At 68.9% G+C, this 26,169-nt stretch carries 30 protein-coding genes and 2 pseudogenes; 20 read left to right on the forward strand and 12 right to left on the reverse strand.

Annotated elements, in window-relative coordinates; translation table 11 throughout:
• Positions 1 to 143: 143 nt before the first annotated feature.
• From I004_RS0128705 to I004_RS0128715, 3 genes are all read left to right on the forward strand, one after another.
• Positions 144 to 656 (forward strand): flavodoxin domain-containing protein, encoded by a 513-nt coding sequence (locus I004_RS0128705; protein ID WP_028438294.1) that lies wholly within the window; start codon positions 144 to 146, stop codon positions 654 to 656.
• A gap of 104 nt (positions 657 to 760) precedes the next feature.
• A complete protein-coding gene (locus tag I004_RS0128710) occupies positions 761 to 1,363 on the forward strand; it encodes a CBS domain-containing protein (protein ID WP_028438295.1) in 603 nt (200 codons plus the stop codon).
• Positions 1,364 to 1,517: 154 nt separating this feature from the next.
• Complete coding sequence (locus tag I004_RS0128715) at positions 1,518 to 2,192, forward strand: CBS domain-containing protein (protein WP_028438296.1); 675 nt, start codon at positions 1,518 to 1,520, stop codon at positions 2,190 to 2,192.
• Positions 2,193 to 2,331: 139 nt separating this feature from the next.
• Here the strand turns inward: I004_RS0128715 and I004_RS36790 are convergent, their stop codons facing one another.
• Positions 2,332 to 2,907, reverse strand: coding sequence for a hydrogenase maturation protease (locus I004_RS36790; protein WP_051345560.1), 576 nt, complete (start codon positions 2,905 to 2,907; stop codon positions 2,332 to 2,334).
• 177 nt (positions 2,908 to 3,084) lie between these two features.
• On the opposite strand from I004_RS36790, the gene I004_RS0128725 reads away from it, so the two are divergent.
• Genes I004_RS0128725 through I004_RS0128745 form a run of 5 tightly spaced genes read left to right on the forward strand, consistent with a single transcriptional unit; the run spans position 3,085 to position 7,771 of the window.
• A complete protein-coding gene (locus tag I004_RS0128725) occupies positions 3,085 to 4,260 on the forward strand; it encodes a 4Fe-4S dicluster domain-containing protein (protein WP_037978359.1) in 1,176 nt (391 codons plus the stop codon).
• Positions 4,257 to 4,745, forward strand: coding sequence for a cyclic nucleotide-binding domain-containing protein (locus tag I004_RS0128730; RefSeq protein ID WP_028438298.1), 489 nt, complete (start codon positions 4,257 to 4,259; stop codon positions 4,743 to 4,745). The genes I004_RS0128725 and I004_RS0128730 overlap by 4 nt, the downstream gene beginning before the upstream one ends.
• Positions 4,739 to 5,584 carry an FAD/NAD(P)-binding protein gene (locus I004_RS0128735; protein ID WP_486580561.1) on the forward strand — a complete coding sequence of 282 codons (846 nt, stop codon included), beginning with the start codon at positions 4,739 to 4,741 and terminating at the stop codon, positions 5,582 to 5,584. The genes I004_RS0128730 and I004_RS0128735 overlap by 7 nt, the downstream gene beginning before the upstream one ends.
• 1 nt (position 5,585) lies before the next feature.
• Complete coding sequence (locus tag I004_RS36795) at positions 5,586 to 6,389, forward strand: NADH-quinone oxidoreductase subunit B family protein (protein ID WP_037978224.1); 804 nt, start codon at positions 5,586 to 5,588, stop codon at positions 6,387 to 6,389.
• Positions 6,386 to 7,771 carry a nickel-dependent hydrogenase large subunit gene (locus I004_RS0128745; RefSeq protein ID WP_028438300.1) on the forward strand — a complete coding sequence of 462 codons (1,386 nt, stop codon included), beginning with the start codon at positions 6,386 to 6,388 and terminating at the stop codon, positions 7,769 to 7,771. The genes I004_RS36795 and I004_RS0128745 overlap by 4 nt, the downstream gene beginning before the upstream one ends.
• 90 nt (positions 7,772 to 7,861) lie before the next feature.
• Here the strand turns inward: I004_RS0128745 and I004_RS38690 are convergent.
• Positions 7,862 to 7,993 (reverse strand): annotated as a pseudogene (locus I004_RS38690) (rhodanese-like domain-containing protein); the annotation flags it as partial.
• A gap of 97 nt (positions 7,994 to 8,090) precedes the next feature.
• Between I004_RS38690 and I004_RS0128750 the strand changes: the two are divergent.
• The 5 genes from I004_RS0128750 to I004_RS0128770 all read left to right on the forward strand — a co-directional run bounded on the left by I004_RS0128750 (position 8,091) and on the right by I004_RS0128770 (position 12,344).
• Positions 8,091 to 8,369 carry a metal-sensitive transcriptional regulator gene (locus tag I004_RS0128750; protein WP_028438301.1) on the forward strand — a complete coding sequence of 93 codons (279 nt, stop codon included), beginning with the start codon at positions 8,091 to 8,093 and terminating at the stop codon, positions 8,367 to 8,369.
• A 225-nt stretch (positions 8,370 to 8,594) separates the two neighbouring features.
• Complete coding sequence (locus I004_RS0128755) at positions 8,595 to 8,918, forward strand: rhodanese-like domain-containing protein (protein ID WP_028438302.1); 324 nt, start codon at positions 8,595 to 8,597, stop codon at positions 8,916 to 8,918.
• Positions 8,915 to 10,339: an MBL fold metallo-hydrolase gene (locus tag I004_RS0128760; RefSeq protein WP_028438303.1), complete on the forward strand. Its 1,425-nt coding sequence runs from the start codon at positions 8,915 to 8,917 to the stop codon at positions 10,337 to 10,339. Before I004_RS0128755 ends, I004_RS0128760 begins: the two co-directional genes overlap by 4 nt.
• 122 nt (positions 10,340 to 10,461) lie before the next feature.
• On the forward strand, positions 10,462 to 11,253 hold the full coding sequence (locus tag I004_RS0128765; protein ID WP_199779481.1) for a sulfite exporter TauE/SafE family protein: 792 nt from the start codon (positions 10,462 to 10,464) through the stop codon (positions 11,251 to 11,253).
• A gap of 212 nt (positions 11,254 to 11,465) precedes the next feature.
• The gene (locus I004_RS0128770) at positions 11,466 to 12,344 is read left to right on the forward strand and encodes a potassium channel family protein (RefSeq protein WP_028438305.1); all 879 of its coding nucleotides are present in this window, start codon (positions 11,466 to 11,468) and stop codon (positions 12,342 to 12,344) included.
• 162 nt (positions 12,345 to 12,506) lie between these two features.
• Here the strand turns inward: I004_RS0128770 and I004_RS0128775 are convergent, their stop codons facing one another.
• Entirely contained in the window at positions 12,507 to 12,932 is a 426-nt protein-coding gene (locus tag I004_RS0128775; protein ID WP_028438306.1) for an arsenate reductase ArsC, read from the reverse strand.
• Between the two features lie 20 nt (positions 12,933 to 12,952).
• Positions 12,953 to 13,591 carry a low molecular weight phosphatase family protein gene (locus tag I004_RS0128780; RefSeq protein WP_028438307.1) on the reverse strand — a complete coding sequence of 213 codons (639 nt, stop codon included), beginning with the start codon at positions 13,589 to 13,591 and terminating at the stop codon, positions 12,953 to 12,955.
• A gap of 74 nt (positions 13,592 to 13,665) precedes the next feature.
• Between I004_RS0128780 and I004_RS0128785 the strand changes: the two genes are divergently transcribed.
• Positions 13,666 to 13,980, forward strand: a complete 315-nt coding sequence (locus I004_RS0128785; protein WP_028438308.1) for a metalloregulator ArsR/SmtB family transcription factor — start codon at positions 13,666 to 13,668, stop codon at positions 13,978 to 13,980.
• Positions 13,977 to 15,092, forward strand: a complete 1,116-nt coding sequence (gene arsB, locus I004_RS0128790) for an ACR3 family arsenite efflux transporter (RefSeq protein WP_028438309.1) — start codon at positions 13,977 to 13,979, stop codon at positions 15,090 to 15,092. Before I004_RS0128785 ends, arsB begins: the two co-directional genes overlap by 4 nt.
• 28 nt (positions 15,093 to 15,120) lie before the next feature.
• On the opposite strand, the gene I004_RS40585 is transcribed toward arsB, so the two are convergent.
• From I004_RS40585 to I004_RS36815, 8 genes and pseudogenes are all read right to left on the reverse strand, one after another.
• Positions 15,121 to 15,597 carry a GNAT family N-acetyltransferase gene (locus I004_RS40585; RefSeq protein WP_037978364.1) on the reverse strand — a complete coding sequence of 159 codons (477 nt, stop codon included), beginning with the start codon at positions 15,595 to 15,597 and terminating at the stop codon, positions 15,121 to 15,123.
• A 111-nt stretch (positions 15,598 to 15,708) separates the two neighbouring features.
• Positions 15,709 to 16,380, reverse strand: a pseudogene (locus I004_RS40590) (methyltransferase domain-containing protein); the annotation flags it as partial.
• Between the two features lie 12 nt (positions 16,381 to 16,392).
• Positions 16,393 to 16,731 carry a metalloregulator ArsR/SmtB family transcription factor gene (locus I004_RS0128805; protein ID WP_028438310.1) on the reverse strand — a complete coding sequence of 113 codons (339 nt, stop codon included), beginning with the start codon at positions 16,729 to 16,731 and terminating at the stop codon, positions 16,393 to 16,395.
• Between the two features lie 231 nt (positions 16,732 to 16,962).
• On the reverse strand, positions 16,963 to 18,012 hold the full coding sequence (locus tag I004_RS36805) for a hypothetical protein (protein ID WP_028438311.1): 1,050 nt from the start codon (positions 18,010 to 18,012) through the stop codon (positions 16,963 to 16,965).
• Positions 18,013 to 18,301: 289 nt separating this feature from the next.
• Positions 18,302 to 19,285: a YVTN family beta-propeller repeat protein gene (locus tag I004_RS36810; protein ID WP_486580566.1), complete on the reverse strand. Its 984-nt coding sequence runs from the start codon at positions 19,283 to 19,285 to the stop codon at positions 18,302 to 18,304.
• A 330-nt stretch (positions 19,286 to 19,615) separates the two neighbouring features.
• Positions 19,616 to 19,972 (reverse strand): metalloregulator ArsR/SmtB family transcription factor, encoded by a 357-nt coding sequence (locus I004_RS0128820; RefSeq protein ID WP_028438312.1) that lies wholly within the window; start codon positions 19,970 to 19,972, stop codon positions 19,616 to 19,618.
• Positions 19,973 to 20,013: 41 nt separating this feature from the next.
• Positions 20,014 to 20,310, reverse strand: coding sequence for a hypothetical protein (locus I004_RS40595; RefSeq protein WP_486580567.1), 297 nt, complete (start codon positions 20,308 to 20,310; stop codon positions 20,014 to 20,016).
• 10 nt (positions 20,311 to 20,320) lie between these two features.
• On the reverse strand, positions 20,321 to 21,073 hold the full coding sequence (locus I004_RS36815) for a flavin-containing monooxygenase (protein WP_486580569.1): 753 nt from the start codon (positions 21,071 to 21,073) through the stop codon (positions 20,321 to 20,323).
• A 119-nt stretch (positions 21,074 to 21,192) separates the two neighbouring features.
• Between I004_RS36815 and I004_RS0128830 the strand changes: the two genes are divergently transcribed.
• From I004_RS0128830 to I004_RS36825, 5 genes are all read left to right on the forward strand, one after another.
• On the forward strand, positions 21,193 to 22,572 hold the full coding sequence (locus I004_RS0128830; protein ID WP_028438313.1) for an NAD(P)-binding domain-containing protein: 1,380 nt from the start codon (positions 21,193 to 21,195) through the stop codon (positions 22,570 to 22,572).
• A gap of 28 nt (positions 22,573 to 22,600) precedes the next feature.
• Positions 22,601 to 23,056, forward strand: coding sequence for an ArsI/CadI family heavy metal resistance metalloenzyme (locus tag I004_RS0128835; protein WP_028438314.1), 456 nt, complete (start codon positions 22,601 to 22,603; stop codon positions 23,054 to 23,056).
• Positions 23,057 to 24,304 carry an MFS transporter gene (locus I004_RS36820; protein WP_037978226.1) on the forward strand — a complete coding sequence of 416 codons (1,248 nt, stop codon included), beginning with the start codon at positions 23,057 to 23,059 and terminating at the stop codon, positions 24,302 to 24,304.
• 290 nt (positions 24,305 to 24,594) lie between these two features.
• Positions 24,595 to 24,903 (forward strand): hypothetical protein, encoded by a 309-nt coding sequence (locus I004_RS0128845; RefSeq protein WP_486580572.1) that lies wholly within the window; start codon positions 24,595 to 24,597, stop codon positions 24,901 to 24,903.
• Positions 24,904 to 25,253: 350 nt separating this feature from the next.
• Positions 25,254 to 26,075: a hypothetical protein gene (locus I004_RS36825; protein ID WP_051345562.1), complete on the forward strand. Its 822-nt coding sequence runs from the start codon at positions 25,254 to 25,256 to the stop codon at positions 26,073 to 26,075.
• Positions 26,076 to 26,169: the final 94 nt, after the last annotated feature.

Here is a 26,169-nt window from a genome sequence, read left to right on the forward strand (position 1 = left end):
GGCCGAAGAGCACCAGTGGCCCGAAAGACCTCCCGGTTCCGTACCGTGCTCGCTTGGGGACCGGGAGCGGTTCACCCATGCGGCACACCCCGGATCTTGAGAAGCTGGATATTTAGGGTGATTTATACGTAAGGGACGTCGCGATGTCTGCACTCCGCGTACTGGTCACGTACAGCAGCAAGAACCGCTCCACCGCCGAAATCGCCTCCTGGATCGGTGAGGCTCTGCGTGACCAGGGTCTGCTCGCGGATGTCGCGGCCACCGAGGAGGTTCAGGACGTCACCCGCTACGACGCCGTCGTGCTGGGCTCCGCCGTCTACATCGGCCGCTGGCGCCGCGGTGCGAGCAGATTCGCCCATCACCACCGGCATCGACTCGATCGAGTGCCCGTGTGGCTCTTCAGCAGCGGTCCACTCGACACTTCCGCAACGGAAGGCGAGCTCCCGGCTCCGCCCCAGGTCGCACGCCTTGCCAAGAGACTCGGGGCCGAGGAGCACCGCACATTCGGTGGCCGGCTCACGGACGGTGCCAGCGGAATGCTGGCGGGCCAGATGCTCAAGGAGGAGATGGGCGGTGACTTCCGGAACCAGCAGCAGGTACGTGCCTGGGGCGCCGACATCGCCGCCCGGCTGCGCTCGGAGAAGGAGCCGATATGACACGCGAGACCGGCAGCCGTGCCGTGGCCTTCAGCGCGCAGACCTGCCGCGCCCATCAGCAGGACCTCCCGCCAGGAACCTCACTGCACGATGTCGGCGACGTCATGACGCGGACCGTCCTGGCAGTCGACCGGCAGGCGACCTTCAAGGACATCACCCAGAACATGCAGGAATGGCTCGTCAGCGCCGTACCGGTGCTTGAGGCCGACGGACGCGTCATCGGCGTCGTCTCGGAAGCCGACCTGCTGGTCAAGGAGGAGTACCGCGACGACGTCCCGCACCTGAACGAACCTCCCGAACGCATGGATCAGCTGCGCAAGGCAGGCGCGCGGACCGCAGGTGACTTGATGACCACGCCGGCTGTGTGCGTCCACGAGGACGCCCCGCTCAGGGAGGCCGCCCGCATCATGGCGCGAAGGCGTGTGAAGCGCCTCCCGGTGGTGGACGGGGAGGGGAGGCTGGCCGGCATCGTCAGCCGGGTCGATCTGCTGAAGGTCTTCCTGCGGACGGACGAAGACATCACCGGGGAGATCAGGCGCGAGGTGATCGACACGCTGCCGGGCGACACTTCCCGACTACGCGTCCAGGTGGAGAAGGGGGTGGTCACGGTCACCGGGGTACTGGCCGACTCATCCCTCGTACCGGTCGCGGCGCGGCTCATCCGTTCGGTCGAAGGTGTCGTGGACGTACGGTTCGATCTTGGATGACACCTGCTGCGGCCAGCCCCAACCTGCGCACGAGCGGGACACCCACAGGGGCGCCAGGCCCGACGCACGGCGCTCCTGTGGCGACCTCAGCGCGCGCAGCGGATGGTGAGGGGAGAACCAGCAGCGCTGCCGGGCAACGCGAGGGAGACGGCTGATGCAACACCGGACCGTCCACGATCTGATGACCCGCGCCGTGGTGCGCGTCCACCGCGATACCGGATTCAAGAAGATCGCCGAGATCCTGGCCGAGCACGACATCACAGCTCTCCCCGTGGTCGACGACGACGAACACCCGGTCGGTGTCGTCTCCGAGGCCGACCTGCTGGGAAAGCAGGCCGGGCAACCCGACCCCTCAGGGCTGATGCCCTCCCGGGAACCCCGGCCTGGCAGCCGGGCCCCCAGCGAGGCGAGCAGAGCCGACGAGCTCATGACGAGCCCTCCCGTCGTCGCCCGCCCCGAGTGGAACGTCGTGGAGGCAGCGCGCGTGATGGCGGACAAGCAGGTCAAGAGACTGCCTGTCGTGAACGAGGCCGACCGCCTCGTCGGGATCCTCAGCCGTACGGATCTGGTTCGCGTCTTCCTGCGCAGCGACGAGGCCGTCCTCGATGAGATCACCCGCGACGTACTGGAACGGACCCTCGGCCTGGCCGCCAGACAACTCGCCGTCGAGGTGCGGGACGGCTGCGTGACGCTGCGCGGGGAAGTGGCTCCGGTCCACCTCGTTCCCGTCGTGGAGCGCCTGTGTCAGAGCGTGGACGGCGTGGTCAAGGTACGAAGCCACCTGACGGGCCGGTCCGAGACAACGCCTGGTACGGCCGTGCTGTCGTGAAAGGCGTACGGACCACGCGGAAGCCTCCCGCCGAGCGGTTTGCCGAGGCCGTTCGATGACGACAGCGTCCAGGCCCCGGTTGCCGGCTGCGCTCCCCTCCCGGGGATACGAACGGATGATGCGGCACGGCATCGAGGCCTCAGGCAGATGTCTGCTGTCCCGCAGCCCCGCGAACCCTCCTGTCGATGGAGGGATCGCCGGCACTGCCTGCCGCAAAGTCGTTCCGGGCGATCTCGGCGGCGACGCGGCCGGCCGCCTCGTCCACCGCGGCCGCCACATCGGGCGACAGTCCGTTTCCCACACCCGTGTCGGCGGCCTCGACGGTGTAGACGACAAGCCTGGCGGGCAGCCGGCCCAGCGCGTGGGCCAGCGCCACCGCTTCCGCGAGGCCCAGGCCGTGCGAGCTGGCGGGCAGAGGTCCGTGCTGAAGCTCCGTGTCGGCAAGGTCGAATCGGCGCACGGTGCCCGGACGTCCCAGTCCCACGCTCTGCGCGGCGTCCACCACGACCGCCGAAGCGGCGCGCTCCCAGATCCCGATCAACCGGGTCACGTCTCCGTCGCAGGTGACCAGGGCAGGGAAGTCGGAGAACCGGCGGTCCCCGGCCCACATGGCCGCCAGGCGGTCCAGAACGGCCGGCCCCACCCCGTCGTCGCGCCGGTATGGACATCCGATCCCGATGACGACGGCATCCGGTGACACGGTCCGCTGTTCCATGTCCGCATCCTTCGTCCGGGGGCCAGGCGGCGCCGAGTGTCCTGGTCCGCTGATTCGGATCTCGTACGGGGCAAAACCCGGGGCTGTCCGGACCACGGCGGTCGCCCGGCCCGGGTCACGTTCCGTGGCTGACTTCATACTGACCGCAATGACGGTGAGGTGCTGGGAGGCGGCGGCGTGGCAGACAGCGGACCGGCGGTGACGGACAGCCCGCAGGCTGCTGCGGTCATCGAGAAGGAAGGGCTGGACGCACTGATCGCTGTGCTGTCACGGAGCGGACGGACCGTCATCGGACCGGTTGTACGTGACGGCGCCATCGTGCTGGAGGAGATCGCGGACGGTGCCGAACTGCCGTTCGGGTGGGGCGTCGAACTCGAAGCCGGCCGCTATCGACTGAAGCGCCGGGAGGACGAAGCCGCCTTCTCACACAGCGCCGGACCTCAGTCGTGGAAGAAGTTCCTGCACCCCCAGCGGGAGCGGGAATGGCAGGCCGACCGTGGGCCGGACGGTGAGTGGGTGGTCGCGGAGGAGACCGGACCGCAGCCGTCCTACGCCTTCCTCGGCGTCCGTCCCTGTGACCTGAGGGCGATCGCCATCCAGGATCGCGTCCTCACCGGCGGCCCGCGCGCCGACAGCCGCTACCGGGCACGCCGCCGCCGCGCCTTCCTGGTGGTCGTGGAGTGCACGGAGCCGGGTGCGACGTGCTTCTGCACCTCGATGGGAACCGGCCCGGCCACCGGCCCTGGGTACGACCTTGCGCTGACCGAAGTCGTCGACGCAGACGGTCACCGCTTCCTGGCCCGGGCCGGCAGTCCTGAGGGCGAGGAGGTGCTGGCCGAACTGCCCTCTCGCACGGCGGATTCGGACACGAGCGCCGCCGCCCGGACGCTGGTGGCCGAGGCAGCGGAGAACATGGGGCGCTCCATGCCGACGGTCGACCTGCGCGTGCTGATGCGGGACACCCTGGACGCGGAGCGCTGGAACGATGTCACGGCTCGCTGTCTGACCTGCGGCAACTGCACCATGGTCTGCCCGACGTGCTTCTGCACCACGGCAGAGGACGTCACCGACCTCACCGGCGATCATGTCGAGAGGTGGCGGCGCTGGGAGTCCTGCTACGACATCGAGTTCACGCATCTTCCCTCGGGACCGGTGAGAGGCTCCGCAGGCAGCCGCTACCGGCAGTGGCTCACCCACAAGATCGGTACCTGGCATGACCAGTTCGGCAGTTCGGGGTGCGTGGGCTGCGGCCGGTGCATCGTCTGGTGCCCGACAGGCATCGACATCACCGAGGAGGTCCACGCTCTCCATCAGGAGCGCGAGGCCCGGCCAGTCCCGGAGGAAGAGCGATGACCGTCGCGCCGGGCGGTTTCCTCGACGCCCTGCCCGCTGTTCACCGGGGCTGGTTGCTGGGCTTCGGACACGAGGTGATGTTCGCGGCGGGCACTGCGCTGTTCGACGAGGGCGACGTCGCCGACCGGTTCTGGATCATCCGTAGCGGAAGCGTCGCCCTCGACGTGCACGTTCCCGGCCGCGGCGCGGTCGTGGTCGAGACACTCGGAAAGGGTGAACTCCTCGGCTGGTCCTGGCTGTTCGAGCCCTACCGCTGGCACCTGGGAGCGTCCACGCGTAGCGCGGTGCATGCTTACGAGTTCGAAGCGGCACGGGTGCGGGCCGCGATGGAGGACGATCCCGCTGCGGGTCTGGCTCTGTTCCGGTGTATCGGCGACCAGGTGATCGGCCGGCGGCTCCGGGCGGCGCGGACGCGTCTGCTCGACCTGTACGGCCCGCCCGCGGGGCAGCCAGCCGGGCACGAGTCGAGCGAGCGGGCATGGTGATGCCGCTCCCGGGCGCCGGAACGGCACCGGCCGCCGCCGCACCCCTTCCGTACCGGGTGGTCAGCCGCGCCCGGGAAACCCCGGACGCTGCGACCCTCACCCTGGAACCGCTGCGTGAAGCGCTTCCGTCGTTCCATCCCGGCCAGTTCGCGATGGTCTACGGCTTCCCGGTCGGCGACATCCCCCTGTCGGTGAGCCGCCTGGACGGACACCGGCTGAGTCACACCGTGCGGGCAGTGGGCGCGGTCTCACGGGCACTGAAGGAGACCTCACCCGGTTCGGCCGTGGGGGTGCGCGGCCCCTTCGGCACGGGCTGGGACCTGATGGCCGCCGCCGGACGCGACGTGGTCCTGATCGCCGGTGGAATCGGGCTTGCACCGCTGCGCCCGCTGATCATGGCGATTCTCGCTGAGCCGCACCGGTATGGGCGGGTGGCCGTGCTCATCGGAGCACGCACGCCGGTGGACCTGCTCTACGTGCCTGAGGCCGAGGCCTGGCGGGCGGCCGGGGTCGGGGTGCACGTCACCGTTGACCGCCCGGACGAAGGATGGCAAGGCGACGTCGGCGTGGTGACGAACCTGCTGCCGCGGGCTTCCTTCGCCCCGTCGGGCACAGTGGCCTTCCTCTGCGGGCCCGAGGTGATGATGCGGGCCGTCGCACGGGAGCTGACCTCCTACGGGGTCCCGGCGGACCGCGTGCACGTCTCCCTGGAGCGCACCATGCACTGCGGAACGGGACACTGCGGCCACTGCCAGCTCGGCCCGCTCCTGCTGTGCCGCGACGGCCCCGTCGTCTCCTGGGCGACCGCCGAACCCCTCCTGGCCGTCCGGGAGTTGTGACATGACGACGACGATCGAGCCGCAGCAGGACGACAGCCGTCCGCGACTGGCCGTATGGAAGTTCGCCTCCTGCGACGGCTGCCAGCTGACCCTGCTCGACTGCGAGGACGAGCTGCTCGACATCGCCGGCAAAGTGAAGATCGCCTACTTTCTGGAGGCGTCCAGCGACGCCGGCTCCGGTCCGTACGACCTGTCCCTGGTCGAAGGCTCGGTCACCACCCGCGAGGACGCCGAACGGATCCAGCACGTACGGAGCATCTCCCGACGCCTTGTGACCATCGGGGCCTGCGCGACCGCGGGCGGCGTGCAGGCCCTCCGCAACTACGCGGACGTGGCCGAGTTCCGCGCCGCCGTCTACGCACACCCCGACTACATCGCCACCCTCGCCACATCCACGCCCATCAGCTCCCACGTCCCCGTGGACCTGGAACTCCAGGGATGCCCCATCGACCGCGGGCAGCTGCTCGAGGTCATCACCGCGTTCCTGGCCGGCCGCACCCCGGACGTACCCGCCCACAGCGTCTGCTTCGAGTGCAAGCGGCGCGGCAACGTATGCGTGACCGTGGCCCACGGGACGCCGTGTCTCGGCCCGGTGACCCACGCCGGGTGCGGCGCGCTGTGTCCGACGTACGGGCGCGGATGCTACGGCTGCTTCGGACCGTCGTACTCCACGAACTTTGACGCCTTCGTCCCGTTGTTGCACCGCGACGGCATGGACACCCTCGACGTGGTGCGCGTGCTGCGAACCTTCAACACCGCGGCCCCCCGGTTCGACACTGCTTCGCGCATGGAGTCGGAAGGGTGACCGCGCAGGAACCGGGCGTACGCAGGGAGATCCAGCTCGGCGCCCTGGCACGCGTGGAGGGCGAAGGCTCGGTGCGGCTGCTGTTGCGCGGAGGACGAGTCGCCGACGTACAGCTCGACATCTTCGAACCGCCCCGCTTCTTCGAGGCCTTCCTGCGCGGCCGCTCGTACACCGAACCCCCTGACCTCACCTCACGGGTGTGCGGCATCTGTCCCGTCGCCTACCAGATGAGTGCCTGCCGGGCAGTGGAAGACGCCTGCGGGACCGTCGTGGACGGCCAACTCACCGCCCTGCGACGCCTGCTGTACTGCGGTGAATGGATCGAGAGCCAGACCATGCACATCTACCTGCTGCACGCCCCGGACTTCTTCGGCGTCGACAACGTCGTGGAGCTGGCCGGAGTGGCACGGGAGGACGTCGAGCGCGGGCTGCGCCTGAAACAGGCCGGGAACTCGATCATGGAACTGCTCGGCGGCCGTGCCATCCACCCCGTGAACACCCGACTCGGCGGCTTCTACCGCGTGCCCTCCGTGGGGGAGCTGCAGCCTCTCGCACAGCAGCTGCGACGTGCTCTCGACGATGCGGCGGCAACCCTGCACTGGGTCTCGCGCTTCGACTTCCCGGACGCCGGGTGCGACCACGACCTGCTCGCGCTGGCCGAGCCCGGCACGTACGCCATCGAGACCGGCACTCCCACGGTGATGCCCGCCCCGAGCAGCGCAGGACTGCCCGCCGACAGCACCCAGCCGCTGCCCACCCGCTCCTTCCCCGCCAGCTCCTTCGGAGAGCACGTGGTCGAGCACCAGGTGCCGCACTCCACCGCACTCCACGCCCGCCTCGACGGACGCCGCTATCTCACCGGCTCCCTAGCCCGGTACGCGGTGAGCGGACGCTGGCTGCCGCCCGAGGTGCGCAAGGCGGCACAGGAGGCCGGGCTCGGGGATCCGCGAAACGGTGTGGTGTGCCGTAATCCCTACCGCAGCATCGTCGTCCGCGCCGTCGAGGTGCTGTACGCGGTGACTGAAGCGCTACGCCTCGTCGACGCGTACGAGCCCCCGCCCAGGCCGTACGTCGAGGTGGCGCCCCGCCCGGCCACCGGGAGCGGAGCCACGGAGGCGCCCCGTGGACTCCTCTACCACCGCTACACGCTGGACGGCGACGGTACGGTCACCCACGCTTCCCTGATCCCTCCCACGTCACAGAACCAGGGCGCGATCGAGGCGGACCTGCATGCCGCGGCAGCGGCTCGTCTGCGTGAAGGACCGGCCACCGACGCCGAGTTGGCCCATCTCTGTGAACGCGTCGTACGCAACCACGACCCGTGCATCTCGTGTTCGGCCCACTTCCTCCGGCTCACCGTCGACCACGACGGTTGGCGGTGACGCGGACCCACGTCGCTGCCGCGTGAGGGCGTTCAGGGTGGCACGGAGCTCGGACGGCTGTGTCCTGTTGGCGACTTGCTGCAGTGCGGGCACGGCGGAGGAGAGATGGGCAAGGGGGATGTTGTGGGCACCGGGCAGGTGGCCGCAGGCATACTCGCCGGGGGTTCGCACATCGATCACCGCGTAGTCGCCTGCGCGTGATGCTGCCTCAGCGGGTTCCAGGGCTGCGGTGGTGGGCGTCGGAGTCCTTTCGCGATGGTCCGACCGGTATTCCCCGACGAGCGTACAATACCCCTAGGGGTATCAACGAGGAGGCGTAGTGGAGCTGAACATGGCCGCCGGCGAACTCAAGTCGGCACTCAACCGTCTGCGACGGGCCCAGGGGCAGCTCGCCGGCGTCATCAAGATGATCGAAGAGGGACGGGACTGCGAGGACGTCGTCACTCAGCTTGCTGCGGTCTCCCGCGCCCTTGACCGGGCCGGCTTCTCGATCATCGCCACCGGGCTCCAGCACTGCCTGACGGAAGAGCCGCAGCAGGCAGAGGACCGGGACAGGCTTCGTGCGCGGCTGGAAAAGCTGTTCTTGTCCTTGGCCTGAGCGCCGGCTCTCGCGTATCGCTCCTTTCCGTCCCACTGAGCCCACGACTCCGTCCTGCGCGTAGCGACTTCAGCATGCCCATCTCCCACACCCCCTCGTGGAATAAATACCCGGGGGGGTATTGTCCTCCGATGAGGAAGCCGTCAGGCAGTTCCGCCTGCCGGGATTGCGGCTGCGGCTTGCGCTCACCGAAGACTGATTCGCTCAGTGGAGGAGGCTCGCTGTATGGCCCGCACGGTGCACGAAGTGACCGTCGAGGAGCTCGAAGCGACACGAGAAGCCGGCCCCGTGCGGGTGATCGATGTCCGCTCGCCCGAGGAGTACGCGACAGGCCATGTGCCGGGTGCGGTGAACGTGCCGCTGGAGGACCTGCTGGCCGCTCCCGCTGCTTCAGCGCCCGAAGGAGCGCACGTGGTGTGTCAGACCGGCCGCCGCAGCGCCGAAGCTGTCCGCGCGCTCGAGGAGGCAGGAGTTCCCGCCTTTTCCGTCGCAGGCGGAACGACCGCGTGGATCGACTCCGGCCGCACGATCGAAGGAGGAACGCGGTGACTGACACAGCGACGCCACATGCTGCGGAATCCCTGGCGGGCGGTCTGACGGTGTCGACCGTGGCGACCTCCTCTCTCGGTGACCGCAGCTACCTGGCCGGCGACGGCACTGTGGCCGTGGTGATCGACCCGCAGCGGGACGTCGACCGGGTGATCGCGGAGGCCGGGCGTCTGGGAGTGCGGATCGGCGCGGTTCTGGAGACGCACGTGCACAACGACTACGTCTCCGGCGGTCTTGAACTGGCGCGACTGACCGGTGCCGAATACGGCGTTGCAGAAGCCGACCAGGCGCCCTTCGCGCACCGCCCCCTTCGGGAAGGCGACGTTCTCGAGCTGTCGGGTCGCATGCGTGTGCGCGTGATCGCCACTCCTGGACACACGTTCCACCACCTCTCGTACGTGCTGGAAGGCGGAGCCGGACCGGTCGGTGCGTTCACCGGAGGCTCGCTGCTGCTGGGCACCACTGGGCGCACAGATCTGCTGGGCCCCGAGCACAGCCGGGAACTCGCGCGGCGCCAGCACGCCTCTGTCCACAAGCTCGCCCGGGCCCTCCCCGAAGGCGCCCGCATCTGGCCGACCCACGGGTTCGGCAGCTTCTGCTCGGCGAGTCCGGCTTCCGGATACACCGCGGACATCGGTGAGCAGCGCCGGGTGAACCCGGCTCTGACGCTGGCGGAGGACGAGTTCGTCGAGCAGACCCTGTCCGGTCTGGACGCCTACCCCGCCTACTACGCACACATGGGCGTGAGGAATGCGGGCGGGCCCGAGCCCTTGGACCTGCGGCCTCCGGCCACGGCGTCCCGGGAGGAGCTGTCACGGCGTCTGAGCGCGGGCGATTGGGTGATCGATCTGCGCAACCGCAAGGCCTACGCCGCCTCCCACCTCGCAGGCATCGTCAGCCTCGGCCTCGACGGCCCCATGGTCACCTGGCTGGGCTGGATGATCGACTGGGGCGCGCCTGTGACCCTCGTGGGCGAAACCAGCGAACAGGTCGCGGAAGCACAGCGAGAACTCGCCCGTATCGGCATCGACGCACTCGCCGGCGCCGCTACCGGTCAGCCCGCCGATCTCGCCGTCGATTCTGCGCAACTGCGCGAGACTCCCAGGGCCACCTTCGAAGACCTGGCCGCGGTCCAGCAGGGCGGCCTCGACGGCCTGCCGGAGGCAGGTGTGGTGCTGGATGTGCGCACTCACAACGAGTTCCGCTCCGCACACGTGGAGGGCGCTGTCCACATCCCGCTGTACGAACTCAAGGACCGGCTGGCCGAGATTCCCGACGGCACCGTCTGGGTGCACTGCGGAAGCGGATACCGGGCCACCGCTGCCGCATCGGTGCTGGAGCAAGCGGGCCACGCGGCGGTCATCGTCGACGACGCCTTCGACGCCGCTGAGCCGGCGGGCATCTCCATGGCGAAGAGCTAGGGCGTCACAGCCTCAAGGCCGGGACGGTGTGAACCGTCCCGGCCTCACACACAGGCGCCCCCGCACCCCCGGCGAAACCCACCCGAAGGGTCTCGCATCCGTGCTCTCGTTCACTGACAGAGGTGATCAGTATCCTCGCCGCGCTCTTCGGTGCCGTCATCGGACTGGCACTCGGTCTGCTCGGCGCCGGCGGGTCGATTCTGGCGGTGCCCGCATTCGTCTACGGCGTCGGGCAGCCACTGCAAGCGGCCATCCCCGCCTCCCTCGCTGTGGTGGCAGTCTCCTCACTCGGCGGCGTGATGCCGCAAGAGCGACGCCGCGACGTCCAATGGCGTATCGCCGGTGTCTTCGGCGCCGCCGGAATCCCCGCCACGTTCGCAGGTGCCGCGCTGGGCCGCCTACTGCCGCAACGCTGGCTGTTCGTCGCGTTCGCTGTACTCATGACTGTGGTGGCGGTCCGGATGTTGCGTGGCTCTGACGAACCCGTCGGCGCCTGCCGCACCCACGACGGGGGCATCAACTGGCGCAGCTGCCTTCCCAAGTCGCTCCTCGCCGGCCTCGGCGTCGGCCTGCTGACCGGACTGTTCGGCGTCGGCGGCGGCTTCATCATCGTTCCCGCTCTCAGCCTCCTGCTGGGTCTGGGTCCCCAGCAGGCAGTTGCCACGTCCCTGGCAGTGGTCTTCATCAACTCCGCGTCCGGGCTCGCCGCGCACGCGAGAGCCCTGACGAGCATGGACTGCACCGTGCTGCTGCTCTTCGCCGGCACATCCTTGGCCGTCTCCCTCGCCGCCGCCCGCCTCGCCCCCCGCCTCCCCGGAACAACCATCCGTCGCTGGTTCGCCTATGCAGTCCTGGCCGTCGCCGCAGGCGTCGCCACCACCGCGCTCTTCCTCCCCTCGGCTCTGGCCACGTGACCCAGACCGGCAAAGCACGTCCGAACCCGTACGCCTCGCCGAGCGGCACGACCTGGGTACGACGTCACGATGAGGCCGGGACCGAGACCTGGACCGTGTCATGATCGGCAGGCGGCCCGTCCACGTACCCGCCCGCTCGGCAGCGCACTGAGCGATCCTCGCGGCCGGGGCTCGGCGAACACTCCACGTAGGCCCCAGGTGGGAGAAACGGCATGGGTTGGTTGATCTCGCTGACCGGAGTCGCCCTCATCCTGACGGCCCTGCGCGACCTGTTCCATACGCTCTGGCATCCGACACGCAGAGGGGGAGTCAGCCGTGTCGTCATGACCGCGTTGTGGCGGCTCTCCCACTCTTTCCCCGCCCGCAGACGTGTGGCCGAACTCGTCGGACCACTCGCGCTGGTGACCGTGGTCGCCATGTGGGCATTCACCATCGCCCTGGGGTGGGCACTCGTCTATCTGCCCCACATGCCGGAGGAGTTCACCTTCGCGGCGGGTCTGGAGCCGGGCGAACACACCGGCATTCTCGATTCTCTCTACCTGTCCCTTGCCACGGTGACCACATTGGGCCTGGGAGACATCGCACCGAATGCGGGCTGGCTACGGGTCGTCGCACCGTTGGAAGCGCTGGTCGGTTTCGCCTTGCTCACGGCGGCCGTCTCCTGGGTACTGGAGATCTACCCCGCTCTCACCCGCAGACGGAGCCTGGCACTGCGACTGGCCATACTGCGTCGAGTCAAGCCGTCGCCACAGCAGCTGCAAAGCTCCGCGAGTGCGATTCTCCTGGAGAGCCTCGCCGCTGAAGTCGCGCGTATCCGGGTCGACTTCACTCAATACGCCGAGGCCTACTACTTCTACGACGGCGACGAAGACCTGTCACTGGCGGCCATGATCGGCTACAGCGAGGCCCTCGCCAGGCGAGGGCTGGCGAGTGACCGGGAGGATGTACGAATGGCCGCCGCCGTCCTGGGCCACGCTCTGGACGATCTGGCGGTCACCTTGGATGAGCGCTTCCTCCACGCGGGTGGTACCCCGACGGAGGTCTTCGCCACGTACGCGAGCGATCACGACCGGCTCCCCGGCCGGTCATGAGCCCCCACACATGTGTTAAGTCCCTGCCGTTCCACGTCCGCGATGCCCCGGCAAGCGGATGTGCCCGAGTGAAGGAACTCACGCACCCGGAGAAAGCATCGCGCCATTCTCGGCCTGCAGGCAGGGCGAGCATTCCAGCAAGCCAACTGACGATCCGAGGGGTCACTGTCGGCCCGAGCTGCCCTCAAGGTGGATCTCGGCAATGAGTGACTCGATGCGGGTCCTGATCTGGTCCCTAATGGGCCGGACGGCTTCGATGCCTTTGCCGGCGGGGTCATCGAGTTCCCAGTCCAGGTACTTCTTGCCGGGGAAGACCGGGCAGGCGTCTCCGCAGCCCATGGTGATGACGTAGTCGGAGGCCTGTACCGCGTCGGTGGTCAGCACCTTGGGTGTGCTGTCGGAGATGTCGATGCCCACCTCTTTCATGGCGTCAACGGCGGCAGGGTTGACGTGTTCGGCGGGCAAGGAGCCGGCAGAGCGGACTTCGACCTGCTCACCTGCGAGGTGGGAGAGGAAGCCGGCTGCCATCTGGGAGCGTCCGGCGTTGTGCACGCAGACGAACAGCACGGACGCGGTGGGAGTGGGCATCAGTTCTCGTCCTAGGGAGTTCAAGCGGTTGCGGGTAGAGAGTTGAGCAACTCGCTGACGTGGGCGTCGATGTCGTCCCGGATGCGACGCACGACAGCGAGCGGGGCTCCGTCGGGATCGGGAACGGGCCAGTCCAGGTAGCGGTGGCCCTCGATGACGGGGCAAGCGTCGCCGCAGCCCATGGTGATGACGATGTCGGCTGCATTGATCACTTCGTCCGTCAGCGGCTTGGGGTAGGTGTCGCCGAGGTCGATGCCGGCCTCGAGGAGGACCTGGGTCACCTCGGTCTGCACGTCGAGGGACGGGGTGGTGCCGGCTGAGGAGACGACGACGCCGCCGTCTGCCCGTGCTGCCAGGAGTGCCGCTGCCATCTGGGAACGACCGGCGTTGCCGCTGCAGACGAACAGCACTCGAAGGGGCCGCGTCGGGGGTGCCTTCGCGATGTCGGCGAGTGCGTCGAGTCGCTCCGTGGCGAGGCGCTCGGCGAGCACGATCAAGTGGTTCCGGACGCGGGCCTGTGCGGCGAGCCGGGTGTAGGAGTCCGCGAGCAGACGCTGCACCGTCTCGACCGAGCAGGTGCCCTGGTGACGTGCGGCCAGGCGGGCAGCACTTGAGGCGAGACGTTCATCGGGCAGGAGCGGGGAGAGCGAGGCGGTCATCGGACCCCCTTCGTGAGATTCCACGAATCAGCGGACGCTGGTGTCAGCACTGACTGATGTGAGAGTATCAGCCCATGATGACGTCAGTCGACACTGACCTGATCCGGGTTCTGGCGGACCCCCTCAGGCTTCGGATCGTGACCCTGCTGGCCCACGAGACCCTCTGCACGACGCACCTGGTGGAAGAGACCGGTGCCCGTCAGACCAACCTCTCCAACCACCTCAAGGTGCTGCGGGACGCCGGGGTCGTGGACACCGAGCCATGCGGCCGCTTCACGTACTACAAGCTCCGGCCCGACGTCATCGAGGCGGTGGCCGGCTCCTTCTCGAACCTGGCTGCCGCCGCCCGTGCCACTGCTGCAACCGACAAGAAGAGGGCCTGTCCGTGACCCGCACCGAACCGACCACCGCAACGACCCCGGAGCCTGAATCCGGGGTCGTTGCCGGACTGTCCACGCTGGACCGCTTCCTCGCGGTGTGGATCCTCCTCGCGATGGGCCTGGGCCTGGGGCTGGGGCGCATGGTCCCCGGACTGGACGACGCCCTGAGCAAGGTGGAGATCGGCGGCATCTCGCTGCCCATCGCCGTCGGGCTGCTGATCATGATGTATCCGGTGCTGGCCAAGGTCCGCTACGACAAGCTGGACGCGGTCACCGGCGACCGGAAGCTCATGGTCTCCTCGCTGGTCATCAACTGGATCCTGGGACCGGCTGTGATGTTCGCACTGGCCTGGATCTTCCTCCCGGACCTGCCCGAGTACCGCACCGGCCTGATCATCGTCGGCCTCGCGCGCTGCATCGCGATGGTCATCATCTGGAACGACCTGGCCTGCGGCGACCGCGAGGCTGCGGCCGTCCTCGTCGCACTCAACTCCTTCTTCCAGGTCCTGGCCTTCGGCCTGCTCGGCTGGCTCTACCTCGACCTGCTGCCCGGCTGGCTCGGCCTCGCAGGCGCAGAGCAGCTGGACATCTCCATGTGGAAGATCGCCTGGAACGTCGTCATCTTCCTCGGCATCCCGCTGCTCGCCGGGTTCCTCACCCGCCGCCTCGGCGAGAAGAAGCTGGGCCGCGAGTCCTACGAGAACCGGTTCCTGCCGAAGATCGGCCCGTTCGCCCTGTACGGGCTGCTGTTCACCATCGTCATCCTCTTCGCCCTGCAGGGGAAGACGATCACCTCGCAGCCGCTGGACGTCGCCCGCATCGCGCTGCCGTTGCTGGCGTACTTCGCGCTGATGTGGTTCGGCACGTTCGCGCTCGGCAAGGGCCTCGGCATTCCCTACGACCGCACCGCGACCCTGGCCTTCACCGCCGCGGGCAACAACTTCGAACTCGCCATCGCCGTGGCCATCGCCACCTTCGGCGTCACCTCCGGCCAGGCCCTCTCCGGCGTCGTCGGTCCGCTGATCGAGGTACCGGTCCTGGTGGCTTTGGTGTACGTATCGCTGGCCTGGCGCCGGAAGTTCGCCGTCCACGCGCTGACTCCACAGACTCAGAAGAACTGACCTGGGTCCTCCGCACGTCAGGCCCCGCTCAGTCGATTGCGGGGCTTCGGCGTTCGACGAGGACGACGTCGCGCCATGTGCCGTGGTGCCGGCCGACGCGTTCGCGGGTGCCGATGACGCGGAAGCCGGCGCTGCGGTGGAGGGCCAGGCTGGCGGTGTTCTCGGGGAAGATGCCGGACTGGACGGTCCAGATACCCGCAGTCTCGGTCGAGGCGACCAGCGCGTCCAGCAGTGCACGTGCGATGCCACGACCCCGTGCAGTGGGACGCACGTAGACCGAGTGCTCGACCACTCCTGCGTACACCTGCCGTGGTGAAGTCGGGGCGACCGCGGCCCAACCCAGCGTCTCGCCTGTCGCGTCACCGACGGCCACGTAGCGGTGCAGGGGCAGCTTCGCCGCGTCGAATGCCTCCCAGGAGGGGGCAGCGACCTCGAACGTCGCGTCCCCCTCATCGATTCCCACCTGATAAAGCGCCAGCACCGCGTCGGCATCCCGGGGACGCATGCGCCGCAGGACGACACCTTCGGGGGCGGCGGGCTTGCGCGCCTTCACGATCGCCGAATACACACCCACTCCCGCGTCCGTGGTCGGTGTGATGTCGATGTGGGTGAAGCCGGCGGCCAGGAGCAGCTCCCTGTACTCCTCGGCTGTGAGCGTGGTGGCGCAGCCGGTGACCCGCTCGGCCTCCACGCGCTGAGCAGGTGTCAGTCCGGGGTGAGCGAGTACGTCGCTGACGCCGAAGTGACCGCCGGGCCTGAGCACGCGGTAGGCCTCGGCGAGCACTTGGGGCTTGTCGGCGGACAGGTTGATGACGCAGTTGGAGATGACCGCGTCCACCTGCGCTTCCGGCAGCGGGATTTCCTCGATCCTGCCGTGCAGGAACTCCACGTTCTCCACGCCCGCCTCGTGTGCGTTGCTGCGGGCGAGGGAGACCATCCCGGCTGTGGCATCGAGGCCGTAGGCCTTGCCGTCGGGTGCGACGCGGCGTGCCGAGAGCAGTACGTCGATGCCGCCGCCGGAGCCCAAGTCCAGGACCGTGTCGCCGGGAGCCAGCGGGGCAACAGCGACGGGGTTGCCGCAGCCGAGGCTGGCCCTGACAGCGCCTTCGGGCAGGTCCGCGGTCTGCGCGTATCCGGCAGCGCCGAAGCACCCTTCATCGAAGGCTTCCTCACCGCAGTCGACGATCCGCTCTCCAGATGCGGCGGCGCGAGCGAGGGCTCCGTAGCGGCTGGTTACTTCCTCCAGGCGGTTCTCGGCGGCCGTGGACGGCTGCTGTGGACCGGGCATGACGATTGCTCCTCACTCGTGCCCCGGGGAGGACTGCGCAGGTGCGGGATGTCCCATGACGACGTCGGCCGCGGAGGGGAAGCAGGTCACGCATTCCTCGTTGATGCGGTAGTGGCTCGCGGTACCGACGTTCTCGACGAGGACGAAGCCGACCTCGGCGAGCCGCTTCAGGTGCGCCGAGACGGTGGACTGCCCCACATTCACGGCGTCGACGATCGCGCCGACGCTCATCGGCTGCCCATGGCGGGCCAGCAGCGAGACGATCTGGATCCGGGTCGCGTCGGCCAGCACCTTGAACCAGGAGGCGTACTCCCGGGCGGTGGCGCGGTCAAGGGGCTGAAAATGTTTCATCGTTAATCGACGATAAACGATGAAAGTGCTGTGTCAAACTCCCTGTTCCGCAACGGTGCGACGGTTCCTCGCGGCGAGGGAAGCGCCGGCTGATGACGGTGGGCGAAGAGATGACGAAGGGCGGGACCAGTGAGTGGTCCCGCCCTTCGTCATCATTCACCCGCACTCGCTACGAGCCAAACTCCCCCGCCCGTGCCGGAGTTGACCGGGGTTCGCTGCCACGTGTGTGCGTCAGGAGACTCGCTTGTGCCCTCCGGTGCCCTGGGCGGGCGGGGGTACCGGCGAGCTCGGCGGCGCGATGGTGCCGGCGGGGTTGGTGCATCCGGGGACGCTGCCCGCGGGCGTGCAGTTGTCCGGGGTGTTGCGGATGACCCTGCTGGCGGTGAGCGTGACCTGACTGGGGATCTGGTTGTCGATGCCGCCGCCCATGGTGATGGCGGTGTTGTGAGTGACCAGGCTTCGCACCAGCGTGGCCGCCGTGCCGAGGTTCGAGATGCCGCCGCCCGCCACGGCAATGTTGTCGCTGACTGTGCTTTCTTCGAGGCGCAGGGTGGCGCCGGTCGTCTGCCGGATTCCGCCGCCCCGGATGGCGGTGTTGCCCTTGACCGAGACGTGGTTCAACGACGCGGTACCTCCGATGTTCTCCAGACCGCCGCCGTTGTCGGTGCTTGCCCGGTTCTTGAGCAGGGCACCACCGTTCATCGTCATCGTGCCGCCTGCGTTGTAGATCCCGCCGCCGAAGGTGTCTGCGGTGTTGCGCTCGACGGTGCTGCGGCGGAGGTTGAGCGTCCCGTTGCTGAAGAGGCCACCACCCGAGCTGGCTTGGTTGCTCTTGATGGTCGTGCGGTTCACGTTCAGGGTGCCGTTGTTCGCGATGCCGCCACCGGAGCCGCTGACGGACCGGCCGCCGCTGATGGTGAGTGAGTTGAGGGTGAGGTTGCCGCCGTTCAGGACGTGGAGGACGCGGAAATTCTGCGTGACGTTCGGGGCGCGGCGGATGGTGGTGTCGCGGCCGGTGATGGTCACGTCCCCGGTGATCTCCGGAAGCCCGTCGTCCGCGTTGTCGGGCGCGGTCAGGGTGTAGGTGCAGTGGGGTGCGAGGGTGATGCCGGTGTTGGGGTGGGTGTTGGCGAAGTTGATCGCGGCCTTCAGTGCGGGGATGTCGTTGCACGCCACACCGTTCCCGTCGGCGGCGCCCGCCGGACCGACCGGCAGTACCGCAAGGGACAGTCCCACACCGACCGCCGCGACTACGGCCCCGGACCTCAAGGTGATCTTCATGGCTATGCCTTCCTCAGCGCTGGAGAGTGAATGGGCACGTCACCGGCGCCCAGCGGGCAGCGCTGGTCAGCCGGAATGAAGAGATGACGATCCATGCGTAACCGCAGGCGATCGGGGCTTCACCTGGCCTACCGCCGAACGGAGCGAGCGCCCATTCCGGGCCGCCGGCCCGACGTCGTCGGCGTCCTCTTGCGCGCCCAGGCGAAGACCCGGCCCATCCGGCTGCGGGACACGCAGAACCCCGGCGCGATCAAAGGCACCGGGGTTTCTGTGCACGGAGGAGGGGTGGTCACCCACGCGGCCGTTGCGGGGTGACGGCCACGCCGAACGGTCCGTTTCCGACGGGAACGGTCCTGGTGACTTCCTTGATGTGCGTGTTGATCACCGACACGTTGTCGCTGAAAAAGTTGGCGACGTAGGCGCGGCGACCATCCGGAGTGATGGCCACGTCGCTGGGCCTGTTGCCGACGGGGATGATCGTGGTGACGGTGTTGGTCTTTGATTTGATCACCGACACGTTGTCGTCGCCCCGGTTGGCGACGTAGACGCGGCGACCGTCCGGGGTGACGGCCACACCGTTGGGCTCGTCGCCGACGGGGATCGTGGCGGTGACGGTGTTGGTCTTCGTGTCGATCACCGACAGCGTGTCGCCGCTGAAGTTGCCGACGTAGGCATGACGGCCGTCCGGAGTGACGGCCACGCTGAACGGCCCATCGCCGACTGCGACGGTCTTGGCGACGGTGTTGGTCTTCGTGTCGATCACCGACACGTTGTCGCCGTTGAAGTTGCTGACGTAGGCGCGACGGCCGTCCGGAGTGACGGCCATGCTGAACGGCCCGTCGCCGACTGCGACGGTCTTGGCGACGGTGTTGGTCTTCGTGTTGATCACCGACACGTTGTCGCTGCCGGAATTGGTGACGTAGGCGCGACGGCCGTCCGGAGTGACGGCCACGCCGCTGGGACTGTCGCCGACGGGGATCGTGGCGGTGACGGTGTTGGTCTTCGTGTCGATCACCGACACGTTGTCGCCGTTGGAATTGGTGACGTAGGCGCGACGGCCGTCCGGAGTGACGGCCACGCTGAACGGCCCATCGCCGACTCCGATGGTCTTGGTGACGGTGTTGGTCCTGGTGTCGATCACCGATACGTTGTCGCTGGTGAAGTTGGCGACGTAAGCGCGCGTCTGGTCGCCGTCCGCAGCGGCGGGCGAGGCCGCGGCGAGCGGGACCATAAGGCCCGCCAGCACCGCCAGTCCCGCCACCCAGGCCCGCACCACCGGCCACCATGAACGCTCACCGTTCCGGCGTCGACCCGTGGTTCCCTCGTCTGGCGCTCTGTGTCCCTCGATGTCCGACAAGACGACCTCCTGCAGTGCACTCGATAGCGAACTGGCGATGGCCTTGATCACGCTATGGGCCGGAATCTCAGGGGACGATCGGAGATCGCACGCCTGGGGCCGTACGGACGACCGCAATCCACCCTTTCCGGAAGGCCGAAGGGACGGCCGGGCCCACGCCGCTGTCTGGGAACGTCGAACTCGGCGCTACTGACCGGAGGGGTCGCTGACCCTCAACAGCCGCGCGGACGACCTGCCTTGGCCTTGTCATCCGGAGACGGAGAAGCTGCGCGCAATGGAGGCCATCACGCTCGGGGCGACGCGGTAGTACACCCATGTGCCCCGCCGCTCGGAGGTCAGAAGCCCGGCCTCACGCAGCTTCTTCAGGTGGTGGCTGACGGTGGGCTGCGAGACACCGACGTCGGAGATGTCGCAGACGCAGGCCTCGCCGCCGGCATGGGAAGCGATCTGGGAGAAGAGCCGCAGCCGCACCGGGTCACCAAGCGCCTTGAACATCGCGGCAGACCGCTCTGCCTCCTCCGCCGTCAGCGGCCGCTCATTCAGCGGCGGGCAACACAGCGCCACGTCCGTCCCGATCAGCGGCAACGCCTTCGCATTCGACATACGTCTATTTTGACATACATCGAAAACATCGGGCCTGACCCCTACGTCCCGGCGAGATGCGCCGAGAGACGCCTCGCCATGCGCTGGGCGTCCCGTCCGACACCACGGAGCGAGGCAGAGGAAAGGCTGCGCTGCCACTCGAGGCCCACGTACGCCACAGCCGGGTCGGCGCGCGAAGCGCCGTCGCGGTGAAGCGGGAGTCCTTGCTCGTCGAGAACCCCCAGCGGTGCCAGGTAGCCGAGGTCGGGACGGTAACCGGTGGCAAGCACGATGGTGTCGATGTCCTCGACGCCGCCTTCACTCCAGGTCACCTTGGAGCCTTTGATGCCGACGAACATCGCCCGACGGTCAGGGGCGCCCAGCCGCGAGCGCGGCCCGATAGCGGCCGTCGTCGATGACCATCTGGGTCGGCGGCCTGCGCACGAAGCGCCCCAGGGGAGCGGTGTCGAGGCCGCTGACGGCCAGCCAGAAGTGCAGGTCACGCTCCCCGAAGGGCTGCTGCTCGGCCCACCGCACCGGGGCACGGCTCGCAAGGGTGACTCGAGCGCACGTGGCGAGTTCTGCCGCTACTTGCACGGCGGAGTTGCCGGCACCGACCACGATGACGCGCTGTCCCGCGAACGGCTCAGGGAAGCGGTAGTCCGCGACGTGGAGCAGCCTTCCGGTGAAGGAGTCCAGGCCCGTCAGGTCGGGACGGTAGGGACGGCCGAAACTGCCGGTGGCGGCAACGACAGCCCTCCCACCCAGCCGTCTTCCGCCGTCGAGGTGGAGGATGAATCCCTCGCCGTCGCGGCGGACTGCTGTGACTCGCTGACCGGTGCGGATCTCCGCGTCCAGCTGATCCGCATAACGCAGGAGGTAGGCGACCACCTCGTCCCGGCGGGGATAGCGGTCCGGGTCACCGCCGAAGGGCATCCCCGGCAGGGAGCTGTACCGAGCCGGGGAGAAGAGAGTGAGGCTGTCGTAGTAGCGCGGCCAGGACCCCGCCGCCTGCTCATTCGCTTCCAGCACGACCGGCCGCAGTCCGCGCTGCCGCAGAGCATGAGCCGCGACCAGGCCGGACTGCCCACCGCCGACGATCACCACGTCGAAGTTCTCCATCGTCCATCCTTGGTTCGAATCTCTGTTTTGATGAATGTCTATGTTGACAGCTATCGAAGCAGGTGTGATGCTGGCAGTGCAAGCCATAGACAGAAGTCGAATCAAGTCGGGGAGCCATCGTGAACGAGTCCACCGCCGCACTGCCCGTCGTGGTGATCGGAGCCGGGCCGGTCGGCCTGGCCGCCGCGGCCCACCTCGTCGCCCGGGAGCAGAACCCGCTGGTGCTGGAGACAGGCCCCAGTGCGGGTACGGCGGTGCGGGAGTGGAGCCATGTGCGGTTGTTCTCTCCGTGGGCCGAAGTCATCGACCCGGCCGCCGAGAAGCTCCTGGCCCCCACCGGCTGGATCCGCCCCGACGGCGCCGCCTACCCCTCCGGCGGCGACTGGGCCAAGCACTACCTCCAGCCGCTCGCCGACGCACTCGGCGAGCACGTCCGCTACGGAACCCGCGTCACCGGCGTCTCACGCAACGGACGCGACCGCGTCGTCGACGCCGACCGCGAGGAGCAGCCCTTCACCGTCCATCTCGTCACTGCCGACGGTCGTGACGAGCGTCTGACCGCGCGCGCCGTCATCGACGCGTCCGGCACGTGGGCGACCCCGAGCCCTCTCGGCGGCGACGGTCTCCCCGCCCCGGGGGAAAGGGCCGCAGCAGACCGCATCACCTACCGCATCCCCGACCTCAACAACCCCGCCGCACGGGCCCGTTATGCGGGTAGGCGCACCGCCGTGATCGGCTCCGGTGCCTCGGCGTTCACCGCGCTCGCCCAGCTCGCCGAGCTGGCGAAGGAGCAGCCGGGCACCCGCGCGTCCTGGATCCTGCGACGGGGCATGGGTGAGAGCACCTTCGGCGGCGGCGAGGCCGACCAGCTGCCCGCCCGCGGCGCGCTCGGGTTGCGCGCCAAGGCCGCCGTCGACGAGGGATACGCCGAAGCGATCACGGGATTCCGTACCGCCGCGGTCGAAGAGGCCGACGGGCAGATCGTGCTGGCGGCGGAGGACGGCCGCCGCCTCGAACCAGTCGATCAGATCATCGCCCTGACCGGCCTCCGCCCCGACCTGTCCTTCCTCGACGAACTGCGCCTGGGGCTGGACGAGCGGCTCCAAGCTCCCGTGGAGCTGGCCCCGTTGATCGACCCCAACGTCCACTCCTGCGGCACCGTCTACCCCCATGGCGAGAAGGAACTGGCTCACCCGGAGGAGAACGTCTATCTCGCGGGGATGAAGAGCTACGGCCGCGCTCCGACCTTCTTGGCGATGACCGGCTACGAACAGGTCCGCTCCATCGCCGCGGCGCTCGCCGGCGACCGAGAGGCCGCCGAGCGCGTCGAGCTGACCCTGCCGGAGACCGGAGTCTGCAGCGGCACCGGCCTCGATGTTCCCGAGGCCGACGCGGCACAGAACACAGCAGGAGACGAAGGCGGCGGCGGCTGCTGCTCCACCCCCGCCACCGCCCACATCGCACAAGCGTCAGCCCCCGCTGCCCCCGGCGGCTGCTGACGACCGCACACCTACAAGGAGGTGCACCATGTCCCGCCTGCAACTCGCACTCCGCGTCCCTGATCTGGACGCTTCCGTCGCCTTCTACAGCAGGCTTTTCGGGTCCGAACCTGCGAAACTCCGCGACGGATACGCCAACTTCGCTCTGACCGAGCCCCCGCTCAAGCTCGTCCTCATCGAGGGCCAGGCGGGAGAGGAGACCCGCATGGACCACCTGGGAGTCGAAGTCGAATCCTCCGAGGCAGTGAACGCCGCAACCGCCCGCCTGTCGGAAGCGGGCCTGGCCACGACGGAGGAGAACGACACGACTTGCTGCTACGCCCTCCAGGACAAGGTCTGGGTGCACGGCCCCGGCAAGGAGCCCTGGGAGGTCTACGTCGTCAAGGCCGACGCCGGCTCACTCAGCAAACAGAAGGGCAGCACATGCTGCGCCGACGCCGGCGATGACGGCCGACGCGACGCCGTCACCTCCGGCTGCTGCTAGGTGCGGAAGGAGGCTTTCGAAGCCGACGGGACCGCGACCGGAACGGGGGACCGGCCGCGGCCCCGCTTCGTCCTGCCCGCCTTGTGCATCACCCAGATCTCCAGCTGGGGTGTCCTCTACTACGCCTTCCCCGTGCTGCTGCCTCACCTGACGGCCGAGACCGGATGGTCGGGCACGGCAGCGACCGGAGCCTTCTCCGCCGCCCTCCTCGTCTCAGCCCTGGTCGGCATCCCCGTGGGGCGCGTACTGGACCGCAGAGGCCCCCGCGCGGTGATGACCATCGGATCCGTACTGGGCACGGCGTCGGTGCTGGGCATCGCCGCGGCCCCCAACTTCCTTGTGTTCGCTGGAGCTTGGCTGTGCGCGGGAGTGGCCATGGCCGGGACGCTCTACCCTCCGGCGTTCGCCGCCGTCACCCGCTGGTGGGGCGGCGACCGTGTCCGCGGTCTGACGATCCTGACCCTGGCCGGCGGACTGGCCAGCACCGTCTTCGCGCCCATCACGGCCGCACTCATCGAGCACCTGAGCTGGCGCGCCGCCTACGCCACCCTGGCCCTGATCCTGGCTCTGGTCACAGTCCCCGCGCACGCGCTGGCCCTGCGAGCCCCATGGCCCCCCGCACCCGACGTCCCGCACGCGGCGGCCCGGCCCGGGCCGGGAGCGAAGCCCACGAGGCCGGTCGCCCGCACGCGGCCCTTCGTGCTGCTGGCCGTTGCGCTGACGCTCTCCGCGCTCTCGTCCTTCGCCGTCGTCATCGGCATCGTCCCGCTGCTGAACGAACGCGGAGCCACCTCCACGCAGGCAGCCTGGGCACTCGGGCTCGGCGGCCTCGGCCAGACCCTGGGCCGCATCTTCTACGCACCCTTCGCACGCCGGACCGGTGTCACCACGCGCACCAGCGTCCTCATCGCGGCGGGTGGCCTCACCACGGCAGCGCTCGCCGTCGTCCCCGGACCGGTGACCCTCCTGATCGCCCTCGCCATCGGAGTCGGGATGGTCCGTGGCAACCTCACCCTCCTGCACGCCACCGCCGTCACCGACCGCTGGGGTGCCGCGCACTACGGCAAGCTCAGCGGACTCCTCACGGCCCCCGTCACCATCGCCACCGGCCTCGCCCCCTTCGCGGGAGCCGCCCTCGCCGGCCCCCTCGGCGGATACCCGGGCCTCTTCCTGGCCTTGGCCGCCGTCTCGGCACTCGCAGCTGCGCTCGCCCTCGGCGGCACACCTCCGTCCAGTCCGCCGGACTGATGCCCGACGCATGAACTGGTCCGCCAGGGCACGATCAGCATTGGCTCGTTCGCCGACCGGCACGCCGCCTCCAAGCTGACGCAACCTGCGCATCTCGGCGCCAGCCGCTTCGAGCGCGTCCTGGATGAGCCCGCCGACGGCCTGGCGGGGCGACGCTCCGCTGCTGACACTCCCAAGGACTCGGGTTGCTGATGCATAGGGACTGGTTGGATCCTGTCCGCCTCCACCACGACCGTGACAGGGTTGCGGCCGGACGCGTCTGCCACCACGTCGGCTGCTGCCTGCAGCCAGTGGGCAGCGGCGACCGCTCCGGCAGCGGGTCGATCCGGGCGACCATCTCCATGCCCCAGGGGGGCATCGCGCAACACGCCATCGGCTGCGGCTACTTGGACAGGTGCGGCCACCCGACGGCTCAGGAACACCGCCTGCCCGGCCCGACCGCTGAGATCCCCCCGTTCGGCCTGCTCGATGGCCACGAGTTCAGCCTCGACCTCTGCGGTGACCTCGGCTGCAAGGCGAGGGTCGCCGCCTTCGCTCCGGTTCGGGAGGTCCGCTCGTCTCGACGGCTGCGGCAGCACAGCCTCTTTGCGTTGAACTGAAAACTGGAGCACTCAGCACATAGGCATGGTGCATGCCTCACCTCGGCAAGCTGAATCGAAAAGTAGGCCGGGAAGGGCGGCCGCACGTTCCGGGCCCGCGTGCGCTCGCTGCCGCAGTCCTCCTGATGATCTCCAAGCTGACGGCTGCACCCATGGCCACCCGAAGGCGGCCCGGACCGAACCCTTGATACTGCCGTGCCAGAAGCCGCCCCTCGCCTCGTGGCTTCCGGTACCGTCCGCGTGATCCCGAGGGACTCCCCAGGAGGCAGACGACCGCGTGAGGCAGTGAGCACGGTCGCTCGGCACTCCTTGCAAGGCCGGAAGCCCGCTGAGCTGCGAGGAGTTGTCACATGCTCTCCCGGACGCGTCGCCACGGTGGCGGAGCGAGTCGGGAGTGCTTCGAAGCCGGCCCTGCCGCCCCGGCCGCTGACATCGTTCGCCTGGCCCGCTGCGTGGTCTTCGCGGTCGTCTGCCTCGTGACGACGGCACTGGGACACGCCCAGATGTCGGCCGAGATCCTGCCCTGGTGGGCGATGAGCCTCGCGTTCGTCGGCGGTGTTCTGGTCGGGTGGTGGCTGACCGGCCGGGAGCGTGGCGCACCGGCGATCGTCGGGACCACGGTCCTCGCGCAGGCGTTGCTGCACCTTCTGTTCACCTTCGCTCCCTGGGCGATGCGCCCGTCGGACGCAGCGGATGCCGTGGCGAGTGCTCATGCTCACCACGGCACCCATGCACATTCGATGTCGGTTTCCCACGCGGGCGTGGCAATGCACCACGGGGACGCGATGGCTGGCACGGGGTCCATGGGATCCACCAGCTCGTCCTTGGTGTCCGCCGTGACGCACGAGGGTTCCGCCGGGATGCTGCTGGCGCATCTGCTTGCTGCCTGTCTGTGCGGGCTGTGGCTCTGGCGAGGCGAAGCCGCGATCCATCGGATCGGCCGCGCACTGGCAGCTGTCCTGTTCGCCCCGCTGCGCCGTGTCTTCCGTGCCCTCTCGCACGCGCGGAGCGGCGGCGGGACTCCGTCGTGGCGGGCGGTCGTCCACGGAGGGGAGTACCGCCAGCCCGCTCTCACCGTGCTGAAACACGTCGTCATCCGAAGAGGGCCGCCGCCGGGCCGTTGCACAGCAAGTCGCCTGTCTCCCGGTGCGCTGCTCGCAGTACGGGCGTGATACCGACCGGATCCCTGCGGTGACGGTGACCGAGGAGGAACAGGCGGCCAGTCGACGAGCCCTTGTGTACGTCGGCCTGTTCCCCGGCCCTGGG

Source organism: Streptomyces sp. TAA486 (assembly GCF_000426165.1).